Genomic DNA, 16,644 nt, shown 5'->3' with positions numbered 1-16,644 from the left:
GCCTAAGACCCATGGTCCAACTCGCTCCGGTTCCCTTCGACATCCTGATCGGCCGCATGTTCCGCGAGCTGAAGGAGAAGAAGTCGATCTTCGACCTGCCCGCGCAGCGCTTCGTCGCGGCCTATCCGGGACACGACCTGTCGGTCGCCTTCCGCGGGCGGCGCGCGGCGACGCCGTTCGGCCCGGCCGCCGGGCCGCACACCCAGATGGCGCAGAACATCGCGCTGTCGTGGCTCGCGGGCGGCCGGGTGATCGAATGCAAGACGGTGCAGGTGAACGACGCGATCGAGGTGCCGCGACCGTGCATCGACATGGCGACCGTCGGCTACAACGTCGAATGGTCGCAGGAGCTGACCGTCCAGCAGTCGCTGGAGGAATACGTCAAGGGCGCGATGCTGATCGAGATGCTGAAGGCCTCCGGCATCGGCGCGTCGCTGAGCGACACCGTGTTCGACATGAGCGTCGGCTACGACCTCGCCGGCATCCGCTCGGCCAAGGTGCGCGGCTTCCTCGACGGGATGCTCGACGCGACCGCCGTCGTCGACCGCCTGCGCTCACAGATCCCGTCGCAGTATGGAAAATTCCGCGACCTGCCGTTCCCGACCCGCATCTCGGATTCGCTCACCCTCTCGACTTTCCACGGCTGCCCGCCGAACGAGATCGAGGGCATCGTCGCCCATCTGATCGGCGACGTCGGTCTCGACGTGGTGATCAAACTCAACCCGACGCTGCTCGGGCGCGAAGCGCTGGACGCCATCCTGCGCGACCGGCTCGGCTATCACGACATCGTCGTCCCCGACCGCGCCTTCGCCGACGACGCGACCTGGCCCGAAGTGGTGGACCTGATCGGCCGGCTGGCGCCGTTCGCGGCGGGGCGCGAAAAAAGCCTCGGGGTGAAATTCTCGAACACCCTCGTGGTCGAGAACACCAGCGGCTTCTTTCCCGCCAGCGAGCCGGTCATGTACCTGTCCGGGCCGCCGCTGCATCCGCTGGCGATCGCACTGGTCGCGCGCTTCCGAAACACGTTTGGCGACCGCGTTCCGGTATCCTTTTCGGGAGGTATCGACGAGGGCAATTTCGCCGACGCCGTCGGCCTCGGCCTGAAGCCGGTCACCGTGTGCAGCGACTTTCTCAAGTTCGGCGGCTACCGGCGCGGCTGGCGCTATTTCGGCGACCTCGTCAAGCGCATGGACGCGGTCGGCGCGAAGGACATCGAGGTGTTCACGCTTCACGCCCACGGGCAGGCCGAGGCGGCGCTCGCCGATCTCGGCCTCTCCGCCGACCGCGACGCCCGCTGCCGCGCCGCGCTGGCCGCCGGCGGCGATCCGCGCCAGGCGGCGGGCGACGCCTTCGCCGCCTGGGTGTCGGCGGCGCGGGTGCGCAACAGCGCCGTCTACGCCGAGCGCGCGATCGCCGACCGCCGCTACGGCGCCGCCGAAAACGCGACGCCGCCGAAGAAGATCGGCTCCTCGCTGGTGCTGTTCGACTGCCTGACCTGCGACAAGTGCATCCCGGTCTGTCCCAACGACGCCAATTTCAGCTTCTCGGTGCCGGTCGGCGAGACGCCGGTCGAGCGGCTGACGCCGAAGGGCGACGGCTGGGCGCTCGAGGTGACGGGCTCGGTGTGGGTGCGCAAACCGCACCAGATCGGCGCCTTCGCCGACGTGTGCAACGAGTGCGGCCATTGCGACGTGCTCTGCCCCGAGGACGGCGGCCCGTACAAGTCGAAGCCGCTGTTCTTCGGCAGCCGGGAGACGTTCGAGGCCGCGCCGCACCGCGACGGTTTCGTCGTCGAGCCGGGCCCCGAGGGCGCCGCCATGCTCGGCCGGTTCCGCGGCGAGACCGTGCGCGTCGAGCGGACGAGCGCCGGCGTGCGCTACAGCGGCCAGGGCTTCGACCTCGCGCTCGATCCCGGCGACGTCGCCGGCAGCGTCAGCGGCGCGGCCGACGGGCCGGTCGACCTCACCCGCCTGCGCATCATGCTGCCGATCCTCGACGCGGTGGCGGGGCCGGGGGCGGTGAACTACGTCAGCGCGGGGCTGGGGCGGGGGGCCTGAGAGGATTGAGCGGAGTCGGGCGGCGCCAGACCTGAGAGCGCCAGTTGACAAGAGGTTCTGCGCGACTTCCCGACAAGAATCCGCCCCCGTTGGGGAGGCCGTACCGGACGGCCTATCGCGAGATGGTATGCCGGTGCGACCTGTTGGCGTTCGGCTTCTGGTCAAACTTCGCGGGGAATCCCGCGCCGCCCGCTCACCGTCCGCTGGGAATGAACCCGGGCACGCCGGTCTCGACGACGCTGTTGAACCGGATCGTCGTCGCCACTTTGTCCCGTATCTCCTGCATGGCGTCTTCCGGTATCGTCGAAATGTCGAAGTTCTCCTCGATGCGGCTCCGCTTGACGGAGGTGGTCAGGAGCGCCGCGCCGCGCTGGACCGCCCAGGCCAGGGCGACTTGGGCAGGGGTCCTGCCGAGGCGCCGGGCGATCCCGGCGATCACCGGATCGTCCAGCAATCGGGGCGCCATCGCATGGCCCAGCGCCGCAAACGCGAGCAGCGCGATGCCCTGCCGACGGCAGTAGTCGAGCAGGTCCCACTCCGGAAGGTAGGGATGGGACTCGACCTCGACCACCGCCGGCTTGATCCGCGCCGCCCCGACGATCTCCTGCACCGTCTCCAGGTTGACGTTCGACAGGCCGATCGCCCGGGCCCGGCCCTCGTCCACCAGGCGCTCCATCGCCCGCCATGTCTCCAATAGCGTCACGCCGGAATCGTAAACGATCTGGCCGCGCTCGTCCCTCGGCTCCTGATCGTCGCCCGGCCGGAAGGCGAACGGAGTATGAATCAGATAGCAATCGACAAAATCGAGCTGGAGCCGCTCGCGGCTCGCCTCGAAGGCGGGCTCGACCCGCTCGGGCCGATGATTGCTGTTCCAGAGTTTTGTCGTGACGAACACGTCCGACCGCCGGATCGCGCCGGCCTTGAACGCCTCCTGCATCGCGTCGCCGACGGCGTCTTCGTTGCGATAGCGTTCCGCGCAATCAAGGTGACGGAACCCGACTTCCAACGCCGCCCTCGTCGCCTCGCGGGTCGCGACGGGATCGGGAATGAGGGTGCCGAACCCGAGGGCGGGCATGGCGCCGGCGCCGTGAACGAGAGGGATCTTGGTCAAGCGAAGCGTGTCGGGCGCTTCCATGGTTTCCTCCTTGCTCGAGACCCAACCCGGACGAGACGTCGCCTCGGCTGTCCTGAAGTCACCCCATCCGCTCGACCCACTGGGCGCGCGACGGCCCCGGTTCGAACGGATCGCCGAAATATTGGGTCTCGTGCGCCACCTCGCCGTCGCGCATCTCCATGACGCTGACGACGTAGGAGGGCCGCCCGTCATAGGTGAGGACGAGTTCGCTGACCCACAGGTCGCCGCCGCCGAGGATGCGCCGCACGGCGAAGCGTTTCTGGTTCGGCTGGGCGAAGCGGGACGCCTGGATGGCGCGCCGGCCGCGGATACGCTCGCCCGACTGCGGATAGTCGAGCACCGCGTCGTCGCGATAGATCGCGTGCTCCGCCTCGAAATCGTTGGCGTCGGAAGCGGCCCAGTGGCGATCCAGCGCCGCGCGAATCTCCCGGTCGTCCATCGCGTCCTCCTTTGGCGGCGCATCTTGCGAGCGACCGGCGGCTCGCCGCCGGCGTCCGGCCCTCCGCCCGATCAGACCCGACGAAAGCGGCCCATCCGAGGCGCCGCCGGTCCTGCGCAAGAGCGCGGCTTCGCGCCTGGCCGCCGCTCGGTCGCGCCGCCCGCGCGCTTGACCGGCGGACGGCGCCCGATCCACAACGAGCCGATCGCGGCGACGGAAGCGCTTCGCGGGCGGGGAGGCGGAGCGATGGGCGACAGCGCATTCTACTTTCACGGCGACGACGGCGCGCGCCTGCTCGGCCGGCGCTGGTTGCCCGAGGGCCCGCCGCGCGCCGTGGTCCAGATCGCCCACGGCCTCGCCGAGCACAGCCAACGCTACGCGCGGCTGGCCGCGGCCCTGAACCAGGCCGGCTTCGCGGCTTACGCCTCCGACCATCGCGGCCACGGGCCCTCCGCCGCCCCGGGCGACCTCGGCCATTTCGCCGACCGGGACGGCTGGGCGATCGCGCTCGGCGACCTCTGGACCTTCAACCGGCTGATCGCCGCCGAGCAGCCGGGGGCGCCGCTGGTGTTTTTCGGCCACTCGATGGGCTCGTTCCTCGGCCGCGGCTTCGTCGCCGCTCATTCCGACGCGCTCGCCGGCGCGGTGTTTTCCGGCTCCAACGGCAAGCCGCCCGCCCTCGCCGCCCTCGGCCGGCTGATCGCGCGCATCGAGCGGCTACGGCTCGGACGCAAGGGCAAGAGCGCGCTCCTCAACCAGATGATGTTCGGCGACTTCAACAAGCCGTTCGCGCCGGCGCGAACCGCGGTCGACTGGCTGTCGCGCGATCCGGCCGAGGTCGACAAATACGTCGCCGACCCTTTGTGCGGCTTTCCGTTCACCACCCAGCTCGCCGTCGACCTGCTCGACGCGCTCGCCGCCCTCGCGCGCCCCGAGAGCCTCGCCCCGATCCGCAAGGACCTGCCGATCTACGTGTTTTCCGGCGAGAAGGACCCGGTCGGGGCCAACATTTCCGGCCTGATCGACGCCATGCAGGCGGCCGGGTTCACCCGCCTCACGACCCGCATCTATCCCGGCGCGCGCCACGAGACGCTGAACGAGACCAACCGCGAGGAGGTCACCGCCGACTTGATCGCCTGGCTCGACGGGGTGGCGGGCGGGTCGCGCTGAGCGGGCTCGGGTCGCGAGGCGGCGCCGTTTTCCGCCGGGACACGGCCCGACGAACCAGAAGGACGCCCTGCCCCTCGAAGAAGCGTGTCCCGGCGGTGGGGTGCAGTCCAGGCGTACCTTCTCGGAAGCCCTGTCACCTTTTTTGCCGTGTCTCACTCTCGGGGTCCAGTCCACTCCACGGGCGTGTCCCCGTAACTTCCCGTAACTTTTGACGTAACTTTTGAGCGCGCTTGGGAAGCGCCGATCATGCGCGAGTCCAGCGGCGCTCAAAACAAATTCGGCAGATCACGCCGGCCATCGACGACCCGCACGATCTCGACCCAATCGACCGGACCCTCGTCCGTGTCGGGGTGCGTTTCAAACAGAATGAGATACGGCCCCTCCACCAGCACCCGCGCGGCCGAATGAATATCAGGTCGGCGCGGCCCAAGCCGGGGGTGATCCGCCAGCCGGTCAATGCGCGCGCCGACGGCGCGCAGGACCCGCGTCGCAGCGGAAGGATTGTCAACGGCGATCGTCAGCCAGATGTCTTCCATGTCCCGCTCCGCCGCAGGCGATCGGAAGACGCGGGTCATTCGGCGTCCACGTCCTTGAGGCGCGCTTCGGCGGCGGCGAGGGTCTGCTCGACATTGAAGGGCTCCGCCGGGCCGCTGGCCTTGCCTTCGTCCCACAGGCGCCGGAGGCGCTTGATGTCTTCCTGGCGAAGTTCACGCTTCAACTGCCAATCGCGGATGGCTTCGCGCACCACCTCGCTCGTGGTCGCGTATTCGCCGGCTTCAACCGCGGCCTTGAGGGCGGCGAGTTGCCCGCCGGTCAGCGCGACGCTGACTTTCTGGATATCGGCCACGGCGCATCTCCACTTTCCTATCGGATCAAATTTTACGACCAGGTAGCAAGAATGTCCAATGACTCGTACCGCGATCGGTCCGCGTCGACCGTCAGGCAGCGGCTCGCTGCGCAACCGCCGGCCGCGGCGGAAACAGGAGCGTCAATCGAAACAATTCCGGCCTTTCCTGTCGATGCGCGCTCGGGTTCCCGCCAAGACCTCTTCCGTCTCGTCGCGCAGATCGAGCTTTTCCAGGTCGGGATGAACCCAGAGACCCGGCAAAACGACGCCGCCTCCCGTGCCGCCGGCCACGCGACTGCCGACGGGGCGCGGCTCGAAGCAGAGCGATGCGCCTTCCGTGTCCCGCCAGTACGCGTCATCGAGATCGGACAGGAGTTTGGCGAGCGTATCCTCGTCGCAGGACACGAGGGAAACCGGACAGGTCAGATAAATCGAACCGCCGTAGTCGCCCTCCATGATCACGCAAGCGTCTTCATGCCGGCGCGCTTCGGCGAGACTGGCGAACGAGACATAGTTTTCCTGCTCCATGATCGACCTGAGAGGCGACTCCATTCGCTCGGCCTTTCGATTGGCTCGATTTAAAACCCCCTGCACAGCCCGGCGCGCTCAGCGAGCGCGCCCTACAAGGCGCGGCTCACCAGCGCCCGCCCCGGAAACGGCGCCGGCGCGATCAGCCGCCCTTGGTCCAGCACACACGTCCCATGCACCCAGACGCAGTCGATCCCCGTCGGCCTGACCTCCGGGTTCAGGTAGTCGTTGTTCTCGCGCACCGCCTCGGCGTCGAACAGCGTGAGCGACGCGTCGGCGCCGACTCGCAGCGTCGGATCGGGCAGGTTGAGGAAGCGGCAGGGCAGCGTCGCCATGCGCCAGACCATCTCGGTGAGCGCAATCCCCATCTCGCGCGCCATGCGCAGCGCCTTGGGGAAGGCGCCGAGCGAGCGCGGGTGCGGCTTCTGCCCCGGCCCCGGCATCAGCCCGTCGGTGCAGATCGCCATCGTCGGGCGGCGGAAGAAACGCTCCATCGTCGCGTCGTTGCCGTAGTGGGAAATGATCGCGATCTCGCCCGCGTTGGCGGCGAAGAAGTCGAATACGGCGGCATAGGCCGCCTCGCTCCCGGGGTCCTGCGCTCCGGCCGCACGAGACACGTCGGCGAGGCGGCGCCCGAGGAACGCGTCGCCCACCCCGGGTTTGACGCCCGCGATTTGGATGCCTTCGAGCCCGCCGCAGAAGTGGATGAAATTGTCCCAAGACTTCGAGTCGAAGCGCATTTTTGCGATCGCGGCGGCGCGGCGGGCGGAATCGTCGAGGGCGGCCAGAAACTCCGCGCGGCCCCCCGCGCGCATATCGGGCGGAAAAATCGCGTCGCCGGTGGTCGAGCCGGCCGTGTAGGGATACATGTTCTCCATGGTGGGGACGAGCGAGGCGGCGTCGGCGAGCAGGTTTTCCAGCGCGCCGATCTTGTCGTAATTGGCCCGGCCGGCGATCTTCGAGTGCTCATTGCAATAGCCGCCGCCGCCCTCGATCGCCGCGCCGATCACCTCCTTGGCGCTTTCGAGGATGGCGTCGCTCTCCGAGCGCAGGTGCGGGAAGAGGGCGCCAGGCTTGACGTCGTTGAACGCGCGCACGAGCGCCGCGATCTCGCGCTCGTCGGAATAGACGGCGGGGTTGTAGACGAGCCCGGTCGAGAGGCCGAGGGTGAGCGGCGCCTCGCGCCGCACCACCTCCGCCATCGCTGCGATCTCGGCGTCGCTCGCTGCGCGCGCGACATTGGCCATGACCACCCGCCGCACCGCCGAATGGCCGAGATAGAGCCCCATGTCGGTGACCGAGCGGCCGCGATGCCAGGCGAGGAAGTCGGCGATCGAGGTCCAGGTCCATGTCCCATCGATCGCGCCGTCGAGCGGCTTCAGCTGCGCCGCATATTGCGAGCGCTGCGCCTCGGCCACGGGGGCCGGCGACAGGCCGTCGACGCCGCAGATGCGCTTGGTGACGCCGCCGAGCACGGCGAGTTCGCAGGCGACCGGCAGGCCGCTGGCGCCGATCGCGGTTCCCCCGAGCGCGCCGTGGTTGTGGGTGTCGACGAAGCCGGGCGCGAGCGCGCGGCCGCCCGCCTCGACCACCCGGTCGGCGGTCGCGGCCTCGCTCGGGCTCACGGCGCCGAGCGCTGCGATGCGGTCGCCGTCGATCAGGACGTCGCCGGCAAACGGTTTCGTGCGCCCGTCGCCGGTGACGATCATGGCGTTGCGGATCAACTGGCGGGTCATGGGCGGCAGACTCCCCCTTCTCCGCGGAGCGGGGAAGGTGGCCCGAAGGGCCGGATGGGGTGCGGAAAGCAGGACGCCGGCGGTGAAAGCTTCGCGGCGACGCCCGTGCGACACGGGGTGGCGCGCGCGCCGCGGTGCGTTCGCGGATCCGGGTTGCCGAAGGCCTCGCATGACTCCGACACCCGGACTTTCTCATCTGTTGCACACGCCGGACATTGGCGCAGCGGCCCATACCCCATCCGGCGCTTCGCGCCCCCTTCCCCGGCAAAGCCGGGGAAGGGGAAACCGCGGCCCCGCGTCCGCTCCGTGAGGCCGCCTTCTCCCGGAGCGGGACGGGCCACTGCCGCGCGCCTCACTCCGCCAGCTCCGTCACCAGCCTCAGCAGCACGTCGGCGCCGGCGGCGCACAGGTCGGAGGCGGTGTATTCCGCGATGTTGTGGCTGACGCCGCCGGCGCTCGGCACGAAAATCATGCAGGCCGGGCAGACGGCGGCGAGCATCTGCGCGTCGTGCCCCGCCCCGCTCGGCAGGCGCTTCACCGCGAGATCGAGCTCGCGGGCGATCGCCTCGACGCGGGCGACGAGCGGGGCTGCGAACGGCACGGGATCGAAGCGGGCGAGCGTGCGGCTTTCCAGCGTCACCCCCTCGGCCGCCGCGGTCGCCGCCGCGAAGGCCGTCAGGCGGCGCTCGGCGTCCTTCAGCGCCGCGTTGTCGGTGTTGCGCAGGTCGACCGTCATCACCGCGCGCTCGGGCACGACGTTGACGAGATTCGGCGTGAGCGTCAGCGCGCCGACGGTCGCGACCTGATGGCCGCCGATCTCGCCGGCGAGTCTGCGCGCGAAAGTCGCGATCTCGGCGGCGACGTAGCCCGCGTCATGGCGCATCCGCATCGGCGTCGTGCCGGCGTGGTTGGCCTGGCCGGAGATCGTGAGTTCGGTCCACGAGATGCCCTGCACCCCCTCGACCGCGCCGATGACAAAGCCCTCGGCCTCAAGCGTCGGCCCCTGTTCGACATGCAATTCGACATAGGCGTGCACCTCCGGCCGCCCCACGGCCGCGTCGCCGGCGTAACCGATGCGGCGAAGTTCTTCGCCCGCTGTCGCCCCGTCGACGCCGACCGTCGCGAGCGCCGCCGCCAGCGGCAGCTGGCCTGTGAAAACGAGGCTGCCGAACATGTCGGGCTGGAAGCGCGCGCCCTCCTCGTTGGTGAAGAAGGCGACCGCCAGCGGCCGCCGCGTGACGCAGCCCGCCTCGGCGAGCGTCTCGATCACCTCGAGCCCGGCCATGACCCCGAGCGCGCCGTCGTAGCGCCCGCCGGTCAGCACGGTGTCGATGTGGCTGCCCATCATCACGGGCGGCCCGTCCTCGCGGCCGGCGCGCAACCCCACGACGTTGCCGACGGCGTCGATCGCGACCGCGAGGCCGAGGTCGCGCATCCAGCCGACGACGAGGTCGCGGCCGTCTCTGTCGGCGTCGGTCAGCGCGAGGCGGTTCACCCCGCCGTCAGGACGCGCCCCGGCCTCGGCCAGCCGTTCGAGGCGCGACTGCAGCCGCGCGCCGTTCACTCGGAGATTGTGTCGCATGAGGGGTCTCGACTTTTCGCCCGTCAGTCAACCGCCGTCAATGCGGGCCGAAGGCGAGGCAATCCGGGGCCGCAGCCGGGCTTGGACCCGTGGATGTCTTCGTCTCCCCGGACTTCGAGCCTCGGCCCGAGTCCGGGGCCGCCCGCCCGGGCGACGCCCGCGCCGCTCTCGACGCGGTCTCCGGCCGTTACACCCCGTGGCCTCAGAACACAATCCACATGTAAGCGAACAGGGAGTTGTTGCCCGAGGCGTTGTGGGTATTGCCGAGATAGGAGCCGTCGAAATTGTTCGCGCCGCCGTAGAGGTGGAAATAGCTGGTGAACTGCAGACCGACCCTCATGTTCCACTTCTTGTCGTCGTAGGGTCCGGGCGCGCCTTTCATGAACGGGCTGTAGGCGACTTCGGCGATCAGCCCGTCTCCATTCGGGCTCCCGACGACGCTGTTCCCCGTCCCGCCGCCGGGAATGATGCTGGCGTTCAGGCAAGGAGCGACGGCGGACCCATAGAGATTGCAGTCGTGCGAACCGGTAATGTTGAAATAGCCGAGACCGAACAGGTAGGTGTGATCCCAGACGAAGGTCTGATTGATCTTGAAACTGTTGAGGGAATCGCTGCGATTGGACGCGGCGCCCTGGAAGTAGCTCGCGTTGAGTTGCTGCCTCTCGATGATGTCCGTGAGCTTCACGGTCAGGCTGTATTGATCACCGTCATACTGGTACTGCGAGTCGAAGCCGACGTCGAGGTAGTTGTTCGTTCCGACACCCCACTGATAGTCCGGGGCGAGCCGGCCGTACATGCCGAACGTGCCGACCATCAGGTAATGCTGGCCCCAGTGCGGTTCGATCGCAAGGCGCCAGTAGGGCGCGAGATTGGTGAGCGCGTCGGACGCGGGCGCGGCGACGCCCGGTTGCCAGTTCGGCGGAAGCCCCTTATAGGCGAGCACCGCGGCGTACACCATGTCGTTCCAGAAGGTGTAGACGCCGGCGCCGCCGACGTTCGTTTGGTAAGCGCCCTCGATCTTGGTCAACGGCGGCTGATAGATCGTGTATCCCGACGCGATCGTCGAATTGATCTGCGGATAGCCCCACGACGGCAGGGTGTTCCACGGATCCTCGACCGTCGGCGAGTTGTTGACGTCGATGCCCCAGATCGTGTCCTTGCCGAACCAGGTCGCGGTGTCGGCGTAACGGACGTCGGACTGGTCGAGGCCGACGCCGCCGAAGGTCGGGTCGGCTGCGACGCCGATGAAGGCGCCGAGATTTTCGTACAGCTTGCCGGCGACGAAGACGGAGACCTGCTGCGAGGTCAGATTGGCGTTGGTGTGGAGTCCCGCCGGCGCAGCGTTGGCCTGCGGGTTGGCGAGGCCGTTCTGCTGCGCCGCGGCGAGGCCCTGCGCGGTATAGTCGTAGGGCGCAGTCTGGCGCGTGCCGCCAATCTGGTAGAACGCGGACAGCGGCGGGCCCTGCCAGTCGCCGCCGGTCAGCGTGTAGCCGCCGATCTTGAAGCGCCGCCCGAACGGCCTCAGTTCGGGAATCAGCGTGTGGCAGTCGGCGCAGGCGTGGCCGGTCTGGCGCGCGAAGGCGGGCAGCGCTTCGGCCGGATCTGCGCCCAGCGTCAGGCCCCCAGCCCCTGCGGCGAGCGCGCCGAGAGCGGCGCAGACGAAGGCGGCGAGCCTTCCTCTTCCCGTGCGGGCGGTTGCGTTCAGCGGTTCTGCCGTCGTCCCCATATCGATTCCGATCTCATGCTGGCGGCGCTGGACGGTTCGGCCGAACCCCGGCGATTGCGCCGCGGGCGCGACCCCTTCGCCGCGGTTTCCCCGCGACGAGCCCCGCGAACCGTCTCAGTTCCTCGCGACGTCGATGCGCGGGCGCCCGGCCCCCACCGGGCCGGGCGCCCGGCGCGCTAGCCCTTCGCGACGAAGAGCGTGCAATAGCCGTTGGGGTAGATCGTCCCGTCGACCTGCTTGCAGGAGCTCGGCGCGATGTAGAAATTGCACTGGCTACAGTGCTTCCCCTCGTGCGGCTCCTTCTGATAATTCACCGACGCCTGCGAAAGCTTGCCAGCGTGCGCGCCGGTCACGCCCAGCGCGACGAGAGGCAGCGCCCCGGCGGCGCCGAGGAGAACGGTGCGGCGGCTGACCTGCCCGGATTCACAGTGCTTGCTCATGATGAGTTCCCTCCCTGCCGGAATCGGCCAAGCGACTCCATCTTTGCTCTGTGGTGTCGCCGACACTGTAAAGCAACGTTGTCCATCGCGTCGGCGCGCTTTAATTTGCCATTGACACTTGACACCGGGCAATGCGCTCCCCCTGCGGCCGAGTGACGCACCGGGTCGGTGGAGAGCGCGCAGACGGACATCGCGACGGATGCGGGGCGAATCGCCGGGCGCCGGCTGGCCGCCGACCTCGCCGGGCGCGACAATCGGCGGTCCCCGGTCGGGTCGGGTCCGCGACGCGCGACGGGCGGCTCGAGTCATGACGCAAAAGAGCGTTTACAGAAACTTTGCCTCAGGAGACTTGACCGCCGCGCCGTCCAGCCCTACACGAGGCGGATGACCCGGCTCATCGACACGACGGAGGGCGCTGCGCGCCCGCGCCATCCCGAGAAGGTGGGGCGGCCGGACAATCCGATCCAGCGCAAGCCGGCCTGGATCCGCGTCAAGGCGCCCGGGTCGCGGGTGTTCGGCGAGACCATGGCGCTCGTGCGCGCGCACAAGCTGACGACGGTGTGCGAGGAGGCGGGCTGTCCCAACATCGGCGAATGCTGGGACAAGCGCCACGCGACCTTCATGATCATGGGCGAGACCTGCACCCGCGCCTGCGCCTTCTGCAACGTCGCGACCGGCCTGCCGAATCCGCTCGACGGGGGCGAGCCGAGCCGCGTCGCCGACGCGGTCGCGCGCCTCGGCCTCGCCCACGTGGTCGTCACCTCGGTCGACCGCGACGACCTCGCCGACGGCGGGGCCGGGCATTTCGCCAGGACCATCCGCGCGATCCGCGCCGCCGCCCCCGAGACCACGATCGAGGTGCTGACGCCCGACTTCCTGCGCAAGGAGGGCGCGCTGGAGACGGTGGTGGAAGCCCGGCCGGACGTCTTCAACCACAACCTCGAAACCGTGCCGTCGAAATACCTGACGGTTCGGCCCGGGGCGCGCTATTTCCATTCGCTCAGGCTGCTGCAGCGGGCCAAGGAGCTCGACCGGACGCTCTTCACCAAGTCGGGCGTGATGGTCGGCCTCGGCGAGGAGCGCAACGAAGTCCTGCAGATGATGGACGACATGCGCTCGGCCGAGATCGACTTCCTGACCATCGGCCAGTACCTGCAGCCGACGGCGAAGCACCATCCGGTCGCGCGCTTCGTCCCCCCCGAGGAATTCGCCGACTTCGCCGCGATCGGGGCGGCCAAGGGCTTTCTGCTCGTCTCCGCCTCGCCGCTGACCCGGTCCTCGCACCACGCCGGCGACGACTTCGCGAGACTGCGGGCTGCGCGGACGGCGGCGCTGGCGCGCGGCTAGCGGCGCGGGCGCGCCTCCGGCCGCCGCGCCTGCGACCGAAGGGAAATCCCAGCGCCGTTTGTAGTTTGTAGGGCGGGGTCGCCGACCCCGTCGGCGTATCCGACGATCGCGCGCGTCACAAGCGGGCCGCGGCCCGGCATTCGCCCGGCTGCCGTGCTCGTCCTCAGGTCGCCGCCGAGCCGACCGCGAACCCGGCCAGCACGACAAACAGGAACAGGTCGCTCGCCATGGCGACGGTTTCGTTGCGCGAGCGGTCGGTCCCGGCGATGTGGCGAAACCCTGCGACGCCGTAGAAGATCGCCGCGGCGATCGCGACCGGAAGAATGAAGCCCGACGCGAGGACCGAAAGCAGCCCCGTCACGCCGATTGCGAGGTTCGCCGCCCCGAGTTCGCGCACGACCGGCAGCGCCTCGTCGCTGGCCATGTGGAAGATCTGCCTCGCCGTGAACGCCGGCTGCAGCATTTGCCGGACCCCGGCCAGCGTCAGCCGCACGCCGACGCCCCAGAATACGAACCAGCGCCCGACGAGAAAAAGCCAGGGCGTCGCCGGGTCGAGCGCGTGGCCGAGGACGATCGACGCGATCGGGAGAACGAGCATCGTCAAGGATACGACCGCAATGTACATGGCGTCTGGTCCGTTCCGGCCTCGAGCGAGCGTAGCAGACTTCCGCCGCGACGCGAGGGCGCCGAGCCGGGGCCGAGCCGGGAAGGAAAGTCCAAGCCGCGTTCTGGTCGGAACCACTTGAAGGCGAGCGGCGGAACGCCTACCAGCCTCGCCCGTGACGACATTTTCAGATTCCCGCGCCTCGGACCGATCGCCGGCGGCGGCGAGCCCACAGTCGGGCGACCCGGCCGTCGCCGCCGCGGACCCGCAACGGCTGACCACTCCCCGCGCGCTGGTCGAGGCGGGCCTCGCGCCGCCCGCCGCCCTCGCCGGGCTCGAGGCGGTCGCGCAGCGCTACGCCATCGGGCTGACGCCGGCGCTGCGCCGTCTGATCGACCCGACCGATCCCGGCGATCCGATCGCACGCCAGTTCGTGCCCGACCCGCGCGAGCTTCGGCGCGACCCGGCCGAACTGGACGATCCGATCGGCGACGACGCCAGGAGCCCGATCGAGGGGCTGGTCCATCGCTATCCCGACCGGGTGCTGATCAAGCTGGTCGCGGTCTGCGCGGTCTACTGCCGCTTCTGTTTCCGCCGCGAGCGCATCGGCCCCGGCGCCGGGCGCCTGAGCGCCGCGGCCTTCGCCGCCGCGCTCGACTACGTGCGGGCGCGGCCGCAAATCTGGGAAGTGATCCTGACCGGCGGCGATCCGCTCACCCTGTCGCCGCGCCGCGTCGCGCAGGCGACCGCGGCGATCGCGGCCATTGGCCACGTCCGGACGATCCGCTGGCACACCCGCTTGCCGGTCGCGGCGCCCGAGCGGATCACGCCGGCGCTGGCGCGCGCGCTCGCGGCCTCCGACCGGACGGTGGTCGTCGCAATCCACGCCAACCACCCGCGCGAGCTCACGGCCGAGGCGCGCGCCGCCTGCCGCCGCCTGACGGCGCGCGGACTCCTTCTGGTCAGCCAGACCGTGCTGCTCAAGGGGGTCAACGACGACGTCGAGGTTCTCGACGCGCTGATGCGGGCCTTCGTGGAAGCGCGCATCAAACCCTATTACCTGCACCACGGCGACCTCGCGCCGGGCGCCGCGCACTGGCGAACCTCGATCGCCGAGGGCCAGGCGCTGATGCGCGGCTTACGGGCGCGGCTCAGCGGCCTCGCCCTGCCGACCTACGTGCTCGACATTCCCGGCGGCCACGGCAAGGTCCCGATCGAGGACCGCTCGCTTCGCCCCGACGGCCAGGGCGGCTATTGGGTCGCCGACCCCGCCGGCGTCGAGCGGCCGTATCGCGACCGCCTCGCCTGAACGAGCGCCGCGCTACGAGCGCGCGCGCTGGAGCGACCCGGCCGCGCCGTGTGTCGCCCCCACCCGCTCGGGCGTGAGCATCGCGTAGCTCAGCGCCCAGGCCGTGATCGCCGCCATCATCGTGCTGACGATCACGGTCGCGACGAACCGCACCATCGTCTCCGACCGCCGATCCTCGCCATCCCCCGTCTTGCCTGCTCCGGCCATCGCCGTCGTCCCCCTGACGCTTCCAAACGGCCGGATCCCTCATCCGGCCCAAGAGTCAGTGTTACCGCCGTCCCGCGCGCGCCGCTGTGATCGCGATCACACGGGCAGCGTGACGCCGCTCACAGGTCTTTCACACTGTCGAGTCCGGAATACGCCGCTCAGCCGAAGCCGATCCCCGCTTCGCCCGGCTTCAGCCGGATCAGCCGCGAATCCTCGACCGCCGCCTGGCGATGCCTGACCGCCTCGCGATAGAGCGGATCGCGGATCATCGCCACGAACGCCGCGACGCCCGGATATTCGGCGATGAAGGCGAGGTCCCAGCGCTCCGCCTGCGGCCCGATCAGCATCAGCTCGAACCGGCCGCGCCACACGATTTTCCCGCCGAGCGCCGAAAACACCGGCGCGCTCTCGCGCCCGTACGCCGCATAGGCCTCGGCGCCGGTGGCCTCGCGCCCGTCCGGATAGGCCGCGCGGTCGCGCAGCCGGACCAGATTGAGCATGTGGATCGGCCCCGGCCGGTCGTCGGCGCGGAAGGCGGCGAAGGTTTCCTTGGTCGGATCGACAAAACCGGTCATGCGGCGCTCCCTCGACATCCCGCAGGGGAACATGACCCGGATCGCGCCGCAGGGAAAGACCGACCGGAGCGCCGACCCTGAAGGCGCCGGCCCTCGCTCAACCGTATTCGTTCTCGCCCTCGCCCGCCTTCGGCGGCTTGGCGTAGTAGGTGTTGAGGATCGTGTTGCGCGGCCGGGCATTGTCCAGCGCGATCGTCTCCCGGCCGTGCCAGCTCGTGTGCAGAAGGCTGTGGGCGGGGTGGATGACGACGAAGGCGAAGCCGGTGTTGGGCAGGAACGGCGCGGTCTTCACCTTGACCAGTCCGTAGGACTTCCAGTGGAAGACGCCCATCGGCGACACCTTGTAGACCGTGGTGCCGAGCTCGGAACGGCTGTCGTCCTCGGGCATGTAGATCAGAACCGTCAGGACCTTCCGTCGGGTGTCCGGGTGCGGCTTGATCGCGTAGCCGTCGAAATCGGCGTACAGCACCGGCTGAGGATGCATCGGCAACGGCCAGCCCTCGCCGCTCCCCTTGGCGCGCAGACGCAGGCCGCTGTCGAGCTTCTCGCGAAACGCGTCCTGGATCGCCTGCGCGGAGAGCGCGTCGCTGACCGCGCGCCACAGCGCCGTGCGCTCCGGGTCGCCCGCCTCCACCCTGCGGTCCCACAGCGTGTACTGCTTGCGCGTGCGGGCGCCGTTGAGGTCGACATAGCGGTCGAGGTCGGGCCAGCCCGTCGTCAGCCGCGCGTACACGGCGTCCGAGAAGAAGCCGGCGAAGCTCAGGTGCGGGAACGGCTTTTCGCTCACCGCGCCGGCGAGGATCGAACGAACGCCGTGACGGACGATCGAATCGGTCAGCGTCTCGGCTGCGACGGGCTCTGCGATCATGATGGTTCCGGTTCGCGGCTGGTCAGCCCCCCGACGCCCCGCTCTGACCGCCAAAGCTATACGGTTCCGGCCGG

17 protein-coding genes are annotated in these 16,644 nt (G+C 69.6%); 4 read left to right on the top strand and 13 right to left on the bottom strand.

Going from position 1 to position 16,644, the window contains the following annotated elements; genetic code table 11:
• Positions 1 to 11: 11 nt before the first annotated feature.
• Complete coding sequence (locus DFR50_RS24125) at positions 12 to 2,057, top strand: glutamate synthase (protein WP_113891826.1); 2,046 nt, start codon at positions 12 to 14, stop codon at positions 2,055 to 2,057.
• A gap of 193 nt (positions 2,058 to 2,250) precedes the next feature.
• On the opposite strand, the gene DFR50_RS24120 is transcribed toward DFR50_RS24125, so the two are convergent.
• A complete protein-coding gene (locus DFR50_RS24120; protein ID WP_113891825.1) occupies positions 2,251 to 3,192 on the bottom strand; it encodes an aldo/keto reductase in 942 nt (313 codons plus the stop codon).
• A 58-nt stretch (positions 3,193 to 3,250) separates the two neighbouring features.
• On the bottom strand, positions 3,251 to 3,631 hold the full coding sequence (locus tag DFR50_RS24115) for a nuclear transport factor 2 family protein (protein ID WP_113891824.1): 381 nt from the start codon (positions 3,629 to 3,631) through the stop codon (positions 3,251 to 3,253).
• Between the two features lie 246 nt (positions 3,632 to 3,877).
• On the opposite strand from DFR50_RS24115, the gene DFR50_RS24110 reads away from it, so the two are divergent.
• Positions 3,878 to 4,801 (top strand): alpha/beta fold hydrolase, encoded by a 924-nt coding sequence (locus tag DFR50_RS24110; protein ID WP_113891858.1) that lies wholly within the window; start codon positions 3,878 to 3,880, stop codon positions 4,799 to 4,801.
• Positions 4,802 to 5,067: 266 nt separating this feature from the next.
• Here DFR50_RS24110 and DFR50_RS24105 read toward each other — a convergent pair whose 3' ends face one another.
• The 7 genes from DFR50_RS24105 to DFR50_RS24075 all read right to left on the bottom strand — a co-directional run bounded on the left by DFR50_RS24105 (position 5,068) and on the right by DFR50_RS24075 (position 11,660).
• Positions 5,068 to 5,376 (bottom strand): type II toxin-antitoxin system RelE/ParE family toxin, encoded by a 309-nt coding sequence (locus tag DFR50_RS24105; protein WP_113891823.1) that lies wholly within the window; start codon positions 5,374 to 5,376, stop codon positions 5,068 to 5,070.
• Positions 5,373 to 5,648, bottom strand: a complete 276-nt coding sequence (locus DFR50_RS24100) for a ribbon-helix-helix domain-containing protein (protein WP_113891822.1) — start codon at positions 5,646 to 5,648, stop codon at positions 5,373 to 5,375. The genes DFR50_RS24105 and DFR50_RS24100 overlap by 4 nt, the downstream gene beginning before the upstream one ends.
• Before the next feature lie 141 nt (positions 5,649 to 5,789).
• Positions 5,790 to 6,110, bottom strand: a complete 321-nt coding sequence (locus DFR50_RS24095; RefSeq protein WP_147262884.1) for a hypothetical protein — start codon at positions 6,108 to 6,110, stop codon at positions 5,790 to 5,792.
• A 158-nt stretch (positions 6,111 to 6,268) separates the two neighbouring features.
• Complete coding sequence (locus tag DFR50_RS24090) at positions 6,269 to 7,912, bottom strand: N-acyl-D-amino-acid deacylase family protein (RefSeq protein ID WP_113891820.1); 1,644 nt, start codon at positions 7,910 to 7,912, stop codon at positions 6,269 to 6,271.
• Between the two features lie 352 nt (positions 7,913 to 8,264).
• Positions 8,265 to 9,494, bottom strand: coding sequence for a Zn-dependent hydrolase (locus DFR50_RS24085; protein ID WP_113891819.1), 1,230 nt, complete (start codon positions 9,492 to 9,494; stop codon positions 8,265 to 8,267).
• Between the two features lie 202 nt (positions 9,495 to 9,696).
• On the bottom strand, positions 9,697 to 11,220 hold the full coding sequence (locus DFR50_RS24080) for a hypothetical protein (protein ID WP_113891818.1): 1,524 nt from the start codon (positions 11,218 to 11,220) through the stop codon (positions 9,697 to 9,699).
• A 176-nt stretch (positions 11,221 to 11,396) separates the two neighbouring features.
• Positions 11,397 to 11,660 (bottom strand): high potential iron sulfur protein, encoded by a 264-nt coding sequence (locus DFR50_RS24075; RefSeq protein WP_113891817.1) that lies wholly within the window; start codon positions 11,658 to 11,660, stop codon positions 11,397 to 11,399.
• Positions 11,661 to 12,044: 384 nt separating this feature from the next.
• Between DFR50_RS24075 and lipA the strand changes: the two genes are divergently transcribed.
• Entirely contained in the window at positions 12,045 to 13,007 is a 963-nt protein-coding gene (lipA, locus tag DFR50_RS24070; RefSeq protein WP_113891816.1) for a lipoyl synthase, read from the top strand.
• A gap of 163 nt (positions 13,008 to 13,170) precedes the next feature.
• Here the strand turns inward: lipA and DFR50_RS24065 are convergent, their stop codons facing one another.
• Positions 13,171 to 13,632: a DUF6790 family protein gene (locus DFR50_RS24065; protein ID WP_113891815.1), complete on the bottom strand. Its 462-nt coding sequence runs from the start codon at positions 13,630 to 13,632 to the stop codon at positions 13,171 to 13,173.
• A gap of 253 nt (positions 13,633 to 13,885) precedes the next feature.
• Here DFR50_RS24065 and DFR50_RS24060 point away from each other — a divergent pair, with 253 nt between their 5' ends.
• Positions 13,886 to 14,920: a lysine-2,3-aminomutase-like protein gene (locus DFR50_RS24060; RefSeq protein ID WP_113891857.1), complete on the top strand. Its 1,035-nt coding sequence runs from the start codon at positions 13,886 to 13,888 to the stop codon at positions 14,918 to 14,920.
• Between the two features lie 12 nt (positions 14,921 to 14,932).
• Here DFR50_RS24060 and DFR50_RS24055 read toward each other — a convergent pair whose 3' ends face one another.
• The 3 genes from DFR50_RS24055 to DFR50_RS24045 all read right to left on the bottom strand — a co-directional run bounded on the left by DFR50_RS24055 (position 14,933) and on the right by DFR50_RS24045 (position 16,570).
• On the bottom strand, positions 14,933 to 15,127 hold the full coding sequence (locus DFR50_RS24055) for a hypothetical protein (RefSeq protein ID WP_113891814.1): 195 nt from the start codon (positions 15,125 to 15,127) through the stop codon (positions 14,933 to 14,935).
• A gap of 158 nt (positions 15,128 to 15,285) precedes the next feature.
• On the bottom strand, positions 15,286 to 15,702 hold the full coding sequence (locus DFR50_RS24050; RefSeq protein WP_113891813.1) for a DUF1330 domain-containing protein: 417 nt from the start codon (positions 15,700 to 15,702) through the stop codon (positions 15,286 to 15,288).
• 97 nt (positions 15,703 to 15,799) lie between these two features.
• Entirely contained in the window at positions 15,800 to 16,570 is a 771-nt protein-coding gene (locus DFR50_RS24045) for a hypothetical protein (protein WP_113891812.1), read from the bottom strand.
• Positions 16,571 to 16,644 lie beyond the last annotated feature (74 nt).

It is taken from the genome of Roseiarcus fermentans, from assembly GCF_003315135.1.
Classification (GTDB): Bacteria; Pseudomonadota; Alphaproteobacteria; order Rhizobiales; family Beijerinckiaceae; genus Roseiarcus; species Roseiarcus fermentans.
The sequence above is the reverse complement of the archived record's forward strand: the minus strand, read 5'-3'. Positions and strand labels throughout refer to the sequence as shown.